Origin of the sequence: Proteus genomosp. 4 str. ATCC 51469 (assembly GCF_003144375.1) — a bacterium.
Taxonomy (GTDB): domain Bacteria; phylum Pseudomonadota; class Gammaproteobacteria; order Enterobacterales; family Enterobacteriaceae; genus Proteus.
Map to the genome: position 1 here is coordinate 83139 of NZ_PENV01000006.1, position 9094 is coordinate 92232.

Below are 9094 nucleotides of genomic sequence, written 5' to 3' on the forward strand. Positions count from 1 at the left end.
CATAAAGAGACCTTTGCTTTTTTATGACCTATTTTTGAAATGAAATTAACGGATAGCAATAACTTCGATTTCTACTTTTGCATCTTTTGGTAAACGAGCAACTTCAACACAAGAACGAGCTGGGAATGCTGCATTATGCTCTTTAAAGAAAGCTTCATAAGCGGCATTAATGGTACCAAAATCATTTAAATCTTTTACGAAAACAGTGGTTTTGATGATATTAGCAACAGTTAAACCCGCTTTTTCAATAATTGCTTTTACGTTTTCTAAAGATTGACGAGCTTGTTCTGCGGCATTATCAGAAACAAATTCACCTGTAGCTGGATCAACAGGTAATTGGCCTGAAGTGATCACTAAATTACCTAAATCAACGCCTTGTACATAAGGGCCAATTGCTGCAGGGGCTTTATCGGTATTAATTTCGTAAGACATGTAGAACTCCTGTTTTTATAAGATTAAGGCTAACGCTTGATTAGCACGGCGCTATTATAGCCAGCGCTGTAAGTTAGCAATATGACAGATATCAGGCTTTATCATAAAGTCTGTGAGTATAAAAAGAAAATAAACTCATGCAATTACCCTTTATTAACGCCTGCTTTTATCAGTATATATCCGATTATTAGAGAACTTTTTTTCACAAAAAGAGGTTTATGTATAAATTCTATTTTTTACAAATCTCCTCTTTATGATTTTAAGGGGTAATTATTCTATAATAGAAAGATATCGTGCTTTTTTATGATCTTTTTATCTGTGAATTACTGATGTACGATTAAAAATAATCACAGCGGGCACTTATGACACAATTCAATTCACTTTCAAGCATCACCGCTTTTGTTGCAACGGCTCAAACAGGTAGCTTTACTGAAGCTGCATCTCGTTTAGGAGTAACCAAATCAGCCGTTGGGAAAAGTGTGACTCGGTTAGAAGAGCATTTAGGTATTAATCTACTATTAAGAACAACACGACGTTTAACGTTGACCTCTGAAGGTGAGTATTATTTACAGCAGTGCCAAATAGCACTTTCTATTCTTGAACAAGCTAATAATCAAGTTCAAGAAAATCAGTCGGTATTAACAGGAAAAATTCGTCTGGATTTACCGTCTGCTTTTGGTCGTAAATGTATTATGCCTGTTTTAATGACATTAATGGATAAGCAGCCCCAGCTTAAGATGAGCATTTCATTTAGTGAGCGCTATATTGATATGCATGAGGAGAGCGTGGATTTAGTCGTTCGTATCGGGCATTTACCTGATAGTAGCAATGTTGTTGCTCGACAACTGACAACACAAAAACTGGTTCTCTGTGCTTCTCCGATTTATCTGCAAAAATATGGTATTCCTAAAGAAATTGAAGCGTTATCAGACCATCGTTGTATTGTTGGATTTCGCCAAGAAGCCCCTTTTTATTGGATGCTAAAAGAAGCTGATACCTTCCGCCAGTATATTCCCACTCCTTTTTATGAACTTGCTGATGGTGATGCAATGCTTGACGCAGTGATCCATGGCTATGGTATTGCTCAACTTCCGTTATGGATGATTGGGGATAAGCTTAAAGAAGGGCAATTACAGCGTATATTGATAAAAACAGAAGGGTATCAATCTCCTATCAATATGATGTGGCATAAAGGGCAAAAAATACCACCTAAAACACGTTATATAGCAGATGCATTGCTTCAGGTGGCAAAAGAAGGCGGGTTTGATGAGTAAATATTTATTGCTGATAAGCCATTTCACAATTTGGTGATTGCAATCGTACTCGTAACCAAATGGTACCCAATGCGAGTAGTGAGAAAATTATACCTACCCAAATTATCATTTGTAATTCAATGTGTTGAATAACCCACGCGCCAACCATAGAACCCACCGTTATCCCTAAATTAGAAAAAGCGATATAAAGGCTATTTGCAAATTCAGGTGCTGCTTTTGCATCTCTCATTAACCATGTTTGAGAAATAATTAATCCTGATGTGTGTAACATGCCCCAAAGAATGATCAGTGGGATCATGGCAAGCGCCTGGGAACCGCTTAACCAGATAAATAAGTAGATAAAACAGAACAAGATTGGGTAAGTTATTGTTGTTTTAACGACATTTTGCTGTAAATAGTGACTAAAAATAAAATTACCAAAATAACCACTCACACCAAATACAATTAGTAATGTGCTGGTCATATTGTTTGAAAACCCTGTGATATTCACTAAAAAATCAGCAATATAACTAAATCCAGCAAACATGGCTGAAAAAATAAGTGTCACAGTAATAATGCTCAACCAAACTGTTGGTTTTGTTAATACTTTTAGTTGATCACTAATTTTAAGAGGTGCTGTGACTTTAATTGAAGGCACAAAAAACACAATGCCAATAAAAGCGATAACACTGGTGATAGCGCCAAACCAAAATGCCATACTTAATGACCAAGTTTCAGCAATAAAAGCACTAAGTGGCATACCTAAAACCATTCCCACTGCAACACCAGAAAAAACAATAGCAACGCCATGAGTCGATTTTTCTACTGGTACTGAATTTGCGGCTACCATCAGTGCTATTGCGAAAAATAGCGCATGGGTTAATGCGGGCAAAATACGAAATAGCAAAATAACGTGATATTGATGCGTTAATGCATAAACAGTATTGGAAATAATAAATAGGGCCATTATGACCAACAGTACTGTTTTGCGATTAAATCGCCCAAATAAAAGTGTAATAGTAGGACCTGTTATTGCGACAACAATCGCGTAGATACTGACTAAAAATCCCACTTGTGGTGCAGTGATATTCATCTGTTCGACAAGTTGTGGTAGCAATCCAATCACCGCAACTTCGGTTGTGATCACACCAAAAACAGCGAGTGACAGTGTTAAGAGTAATAAGCGAGTTTTTGTTTGCATAAGTCTATCCGCAGAAGGCGAGAATTCGTCTCTGTTAAAGTAATTAAGTAAGTGATTTAGCGGATATATCCTGACTTTATGGTGACAAAAAATGAGGGAAAACAGAAGGTCTACTTTGGTGATTCTAAGTAGAGAAAATATCTACAATAAGTACAAATTGGTATTTTATTGTATTAATAATAAAATTAATTCTATTAATAATTAGAGTAAGCATTTATTAATAATAATGAGTTATAAATAACTAGTCTTAAAACAAAATACATTTTGTAAACTCACTGGAATTTTTTTACTTTTATTTATATTTGTATTGATTTTATTCCTCTGGTTCCGATTAAGGTTTATATATTACCAAATAAAACTATTCAAGTTTAAATTAATATAAGGATTTTATAATAATTAGGATAAATATTAATTCTTTTTCTAATTGGAGAATTGTATATATAAATGGTAAGGTGAAGAAAATAGATATGAATCACTACTCAAAGGCATTTAAAGAGGCTGGATTATTAATGGAGTCATTTTGTAAGACAAAATCAGTGGAATAGCAAAAGTAGGGTAGTTATTATGGATGACTATAATATAAAATATAATGATATATTTGAAAAGCTAGTTATTAATATTAATCAAAATGATACTCAATCTTTTTTTTCAGGAATGCTTGCATATTCTATGTATAAGCAAGAGAAACATGAATGGGCTGAATCATATAGAAAAATGCATAATACTAATAATATCCCATTGAGTGATTTGAATAATTTTTTATTAATATATAGTGATGAATATTTATTACGTTTAAAAAATAGTGCTGAATTATATACAGAAATAGCGATTGATCTTGCTAACCCTGATTCTAATTATAGTAAGTTAATTCACTTTATTATAGGTGGAAAAGAATTTGTTATTCAGCAGGTTAACTAATAAAAAACTATCTGCCCTTGCGAGCAGATAGTTAAAAGAATTAACGAATAACCGCGTGGCGTTCGAACTCTTTTTCACAGTACTTGCAGGTTAATACAACATCTGAGGCCAGTTTTTTGACACGGAAACTGCTTTGTACTGGCTCGTTATGGCTAATACAGTTGCTATTAGGACAAGGCACCACATCTTCAAGCAATTCTGGCAAGCTTAATGCCATCTTATTAACGACTTGATAATCATCGATGATATTTACAGTTGCTTGAGGCGCATACATCGCTAAACGGTTTGCTTGCTCAGAGGTTAAAAAGACATTTTCAATTTTAATTAAGTCTTTTTTACCTAAATTTTCTGAAGGTAAATTAAAACCTACGGTTATTCTTTCATCCGTTTCTGTTAAGCGAAATAGTGACAGAATTTTAAAGCCCACCTGCGCTGGAATATGATCAATAACAGTCCCACGTTTGATAGCTTCAACTTTTAGTTTGTGATCATGTGTCATGGTGTGCTCCTTATTAAAGAACTAAGTTTTTATTCAGAACTAAGGCAAGTAATGCCTGACGTGCGTAGATACCATTTCCAGCTTGTTGGAAATAATAAGCGTAAGGTGTTTTATCTACATCTGTCGTGATTTCATCGATACGTGGCAGTGGGTGTAAGATCTTAAGGTTATCTTTCACATTCACTAAATCAGCGCTAGTTAAAACAAACTGTGCTTTCACATTTGCATATTCAGAAGGATCTAAACGTTCTTTTTGTACGCGTGTCATGTAGAGAATATCTAGCTCTGGCATCACTTCATCGACTGTTTCATGTTGGCTATATTCAACACCATTTTCTTCCAGCAAGTGAAGAATATGCTCTGGCATGGCGAGCACTTTAGGGGCGATAAAATAGAGATGATTACCTTTAAATTTCGCCAATGCTTGTGCCAGTGAATGTACTGTTCTGCCATATTTTAAGTCACCGACCATTGCGATATTGAGATTATCTAAACGGCCTTGTGTTTCTTGGATGGTAAACAAATCCAGCAAAGTCTGTGTTGGATGCTGATTTGCACCATCACCCGCATTGAGTACTGGAATATCGCCTGCAAACTCAGAGGCTAAACGTGCTGCACCTTCTTGAGGATGGCGAATAACAATGGCGTCAGCATAAGTGCGAAGAACCGAAATGGTATCCGCTAATGTTTCACCTTTTTTACCCAGTGAAGTGTTGCTTCCATCAGAAAAACCGACAACTGATGCACCTAGGCGGTGGATAGCTGTCTCAAATGATAAGCGAGTACGTGTTGATGCTTCAAAAAAGCAGCTCGCAATCACTTTGTCTTTCAACAATTCGTTATTAGGTTGCTGTTTTAATTTATCAGCAACGCGAAGAACAGCTTCCAAATCTTCCCTGTCCAGATCATTGATGGAGATAATATGCTTTTGGTAGAGCGGATTAGTCATTAGAGTTCTCCTTTAGCGATGAATTGTGCGATGAATTGTGCGATGAATGGTTTTTTATAGGCCAAAAAAAACCCCTCCATAAGAGGGGTTTTAAAAAATTGGGCTATTGGAAAAAAGTGAATGCGCTTGCGACCGGTTAAGGTGCGATTTTTTTTAACACATTGGAATAGGCGCTGTTTCATCTTTCCTCCTGACAAATTGTGGCGCATTATACGCATCTTATATTTACACGCAAGCGTTTGCTTTTATTTTTTTCTAAAAAATTTTTTTTGATTTAAAAATCAATAAGCTTGAGATAAAACGAAGAAAACACCTATTTTTTCTCGATTAAAAAATAGGTGTTTTGCATGATTATGTATTTTAGAAAGGATTTGCAAGGGTAGCGACCATCACCGCTTTTATGGTGTGAAGACGATTCTCTGCTTCATCAAACACAATGCTGTGTTTTGATTCAAAAACCTCATCAGTAACTTCAAAGCCACCATATAGATTAAACTCTTTAGCTAATGCTTTACCCATTGTGGTTTCTTCATCATGAAAAGCGGGTAAACAGTGAAGGAATTTGACGTCTGGATTTCCGGTTGATTTTATAACATCCATATTGACCTGATAAGGCTTCAGTAACGCAATACGCTCTTTCCAAACCTCTTTTGGTTCGCCCATAGAAACCCACACATCAGTGTAAAGAAAATCAGCATTTTTAACACCTTCAGCTACATTTTCAGTGAGTGTGATATTTCCGCCATTTTTCTTGGCAATCTCTTGGCATTGAGCAACTAAACTTGCTTCAGGCCAACATGCTTTAGGTGCAACTAAACGTAAATCCATACCTGTTAATGCCGCCGCTTCCAGCATAGTATTACCCATGTTGTTACGAGCATCACCAAGGTAAGCAAATACCGTTTCTGATAATGGTTTAGCTTGATGTTCAGTGATAGTCAGTAAATCGGCTAATAACTGTGTTGGGTGAAATTCATTGGTTAAACCATTCCAAACAGGTACACCTGAATATTGTGCAAGTGCATCTACCGTTTTTTGTCCGTAACCCCGGTACTGAATTCCATCATACATACGGCCTAATACTCTCGCGGTATCTTTTATCGATTCTTTATGTCCAATTTGGCTTCCGCCCCCTAGATAAGTCACTCTTGCACCTTGATCAAATGCAGCAACTTCAAAGGCACAACGAGTACGTGTTGAGTCTTTTTCAAAAATAAGCGCGATGTTTTTTCCAGTAAGATACTGAGTTTCTTGACCTGATTTTTTGGCTTTTTTTAATTGCGCTGACAATGTAAGTAGCTGTTGAATTTCAGCAGGTGAAAAATCCAGTAAACGTAAGAATGATTTTTGATAAAAAGGGTTCATAGAGTGATATCCTGTTATTGAATTTATATTCAATTTATATCAATAAATATTCATCATCAACCCCTAAAGGAAAACTTTTAATTTAGACAGTCTGCGATAAGCGCATCATATTAGGTATGGAGTGTTGATTCGCCCTGTGGGAGAATGAACAAGATACCTTTTCAGACTATTGCGGAGCATGATTATGGCGGACAGCAAAGAATTAGCAGAACAACGTGAAGAAACACGTCTTATTATTGAAGAATTACTGGAAGATGGCAGTGATCCTGATGCACTGTATGCTATAGAGCACCACATCTCTTGTGAAAACTTCGAAACACTAGAAAAAGCTGCAGTTGAAGTATTTAAATTAGGTTATGAAGTGACTGAACCTGAAGAAATCGAAGTAGAATCAGGTGAAATTTTAGTTTGCTTTGATGCTGTGAGTGAAAGTGGTTTAAATGCTGAGCTTATTGATGCTCAAGTTGAACAGTTAATGAATTTAGCTGAAAAAATGGGTGTTTATTACGATGGTTGGGGAACTTACTTTGAAGATCCTGACGCTGAGTATGATGATGAAGACGGTGAAGACGAAGACGACGAAGATGAAGAGTCTGATAAGTCATCACGCTTACATTAATTTTTGCTAAATGTTGTCCCTTTATGCCTGATTTATCAGTGCAAAATAATAGCACCAGCCACAAAATTATTGCTTTGTGACTGGTGTTATTGGTTTTAAGGGGAGAGCGATTAATCCATCACACCAAATTTACCATTGTCATAATCATCAAAAGCTTGTTGTAACTCTTCTTGCGTGTTCATCACAAAAGGTCCTTGCCCTACAATAGGCTCATTAATTGGCTCACCGGTTAAAATTAAAACAATGGTGTCACCCATTGATTCTAATGTGAGCGTATCGCCATGATTATCTAACATCACCATATCGTGTTGACGTGCAATTTCACTGTCATTGATATGTACAGCACCTTTCACCACAAACAGCATTGCATTATGACCTTCAGGAATACTGTAATGTGAAACACCTGCGCGATTTAAACGTAGATCCCACACATTCAGCGGCGAGTAGGTCATTGCCACACCTTGTGTGTTGGCATAATTACCTGCAATTACTCTGACATAACCTTGGTTATCCGGTAATTCAACATGAGGGATATCCTCTGCTTTCAGCGCCTGATAACGAGGCTGTGTCATTTTGTACGCTGTTGGCAGATTCACCCAAAGTTGCACCATTTCCAATACACCGCCTTCTTTGGTCATTTTTTCAGAGTGATACTCTTTATGCAAAATACCAGAAGCAGCGGTCATCCATTGCACATCACCTGCGGTAATCGTTCCTGCGTGACCTTTAGAGTCATGATGAGAAACTTCACCTTGATAGGCGATTGTTACGGTTTCAAATCCACGATGAGGATGCGCTCCTACACCACGGGCATTAGTAACAGGTTTAAACAGTGTTGGCTCGGCATAATCCATCAGCAGAAACGGGCTATGTTTCTCACCATTTTCCTGATAGGAAAATAAGGTGCTGACTGGAAAGCCATTACCTACCCAGTGTGAATTTGGCGCCGAATAAATATGATTAATCTGTCTGATAGTCATGATTGTTCTCCGAGTTAAGGAAAGAAACCGCAATAACCAAGACACAGAAGGAGGTAATACAGATTATTGCGATTTCTTAATGAGGCTGATCATAAAGTGTTCTCATGATGAACAAAATAGGGGGAATTTGTTGATGGTGTTCAAAAAAAATGAATGAATTTCTAAAAAGAAGATAAATAGGGATATTGATTGAATGTGTAATTTGGCGACTACGAGGTTAACTCTTTTTTCATCTTTATTTGTCGAACCTTGGTAGAGTTTTATAGCTTGGCTGATGCCGTATTTTGTACCAAAACCATATTAGTACAGTAAACCTAGTGAATTCATTGTAGTTAGATCCTATCTATTTTTGATAGCTTCTTGATAATATATTCTCGCTTTATCATATTTTTCTAACTCACTGTACAATATTTTCAGTTGAGTAAATGAAAAATAGTCTTTAACCTAATTAATAAGTTATATAATTTTTAGTTAATTCATTGTTTTTTTAGTACGTATGTTAAATTTTCAGAGAGTTATAGCTATTCTATTTTTATCATCTCTGTGATTTTTATATATTTCATATATGGAAATTGTTTTTTTAAAAATATATTTAATTTGATTATTTGAATATAAAAATATAAAGTTAGATAAATATAGAAATAACGTGATGATAATAATCATATTGTTTAATTTTATATAAATGTATCTAAAAATGGACTTTATTAATGGCTAATTTAATTTATCTTACATTAGAAGGTCAGCAACAAGGCCTGATTTCTCGTGGTTGTGGAACATTAGATTCAATAGGAAATCGTTATCAATTAGGGAAAGAAAATGCAATATTTGTTACAGAATTAAATTTTTCAGTATCTAGAACTCAAAATTTAGCTCATCAA

At 35.8% G+C, this 9094-nt stretch carries 11 protein-coding genes; 4 read left to right on the plus strand and 7 right to left on the minus strand.

Annotated elements, in window-relative coordinates; translation table 11 throughout:
- Nucleotides 1-45: 45 nt before the first annotated feature.
- A complete protein-coding gene (locus DK866_RS08335; RefSeq protein WP_006535650.1) occupies nucleotides 46-432 on the minus strand; it encodes a RidA family protein in 387 nt (128 codons plus the stop codon).
- 362 nt (nucleotides 433-794) lie between these two features.
- Between DK866_RS08335 and DK866_RS08340 the strand changes: the two genes are divergently transcribed.
- The gene (locus tag DK866_RS08340) at nucleotides 795-1706 is read left to right on the plus strand and encodes a LysR family transcriptional regulator (RefSeq protein WP_109408518.1); all 912 of its coding nucleotides are present in this window, start codon (nucleotides 795-797) and stop codon (nucleotides 1704-1706) included.
- 4 nt (nucleotides 1707-1710) lie between these two features.
- Here the strand turns inward: DK866_RS08340 and DK866_RS08345 are convergent, their stop codons facing one another.
- Nucleotides 1711-2886 (minus strand): MFS transporter, encoded by a 1176-nt coding sequence (locus tag DK866_RS08345; RefSeq protein ID WP_109408519.1) that lies wholly within the window; start codon nucleotides 2884-2886, stop codon nucleotides 1711-1713.
- A 564-nt stretch (nucleotides 2887-3450) separates the two neighbouring features.
- Between DK866_RS08345 and DK866_RS08350 the strand changes: the two genes are divergently transcribed.
- Nucleotides 3451-3804, plus strand: a complete 354-nt coding sequence (locus DK866_RS08350) for a hypothetical protein (protein ID WP_109408520.1) — start codon at nucleotides 3451-3453, stop codon at nucleotides 3802-3804.
- Between the two features lie 40 nt (nucleotides 3805-3844).
- Here DK866_RS08350 and pyrI read toward each other — a convergent pair whose 3' ends face one another.
- From pyrI to argF, 4 genes are all read right to left on the minus strand, one after another.
- Entirely contained in the window at nucleotides 3845-4303 is a 459-nt protein-coding gene (gene pyrI / locus DK866_RS08355) for an aspartate carbamoyltransferase regulatory subunit (protein ID WP_006535648.1), read from the minus strand.
- Nucleotides 4304-4316: 13 nt separating this feature from the next.
- A complete protein-coding gene (gene pyrB / locus DK866_RS08360; protein ID WP_109408521.1) occupies nucleotides 4317-5252 on the minus strand; it encodes an aspartate carbamoyltransferase in 936 nt (311 codons plus the stop codon).
- Nucleotides 5252-5434 carry a hypothetical protein gene (locus tag DK866_RS08365; RefSeq protein ID WP_244179670.1) on the minus strand — a complete coding sequence of 61 codons (183 nt, stop codon included), beginning with the start codon at nucleotides 5432-5434 and terminating at the stop codon, nucleotides 5252-5254. Before DK866_RS08365 ends, pyrB begins: the two co-directional genes overlap by 1 nt.
- 178 nt (nucleotides 5435-5612) lie before the next feature.
- Nucleotides 5613-6617 carry an ornithine carbamoyltransferase gene (gene argF, locus DK866_RS08370; protein WP_109408522.1) on the minus strand — a complete coding sequence of 335 codons (1005 nt, stop codon included), beginning with the start codon at nucleotides 6615-6617 and terminating at the stop codon, nucleotides 5613-5615.
- A 184-nt stretch (nucleotides 6618-6801) separates the two neighbouring features.
- Between argF and rraB the strand changes: the two genes are divergently transcribed.
- The gene (rraB, locus tag DK866_RS08375) at nucleotides 6802-7236 is read left to right on the plus strand and encodes a ribonuclease E inhibitor RraB (RefSeq protein WP_109408523.1); all 435 of its coding nucleotides are present in this window, start codon (nucleotides 6802-6804) and stop codon (nucleotides 7234-7236) included.
- Nucleotides 7237-7346: 110 nt separating this feature from the next.
- Here rraB and DK866_RS08380 read toward each other — a convergent pair whose 3' ends face one another.
- Complete coding sequence (locus tag DK866_RS08380; RefSeq protein ID WP_109408524.1) at nucleotides 7347-8216, minus strand: pirin family protein; 870 nt, start codon at nucleotides 8214-8216, stop codon at nucleotides 7347-7349.
- A 707-nt stretch (nucleotides 8217-8923) separates the two neighbouring features.
- Here DK866_RS08380 and tssD point away from each other — a divergent pair.
- On the plus strand, nucleotides 8924-9094 hold a 171-nt coding region (gene tssD, locus DK866_RS08385; protein WP_162556993.1), incomplete at its 3' end, for a type VI secretion system tube protein TssD.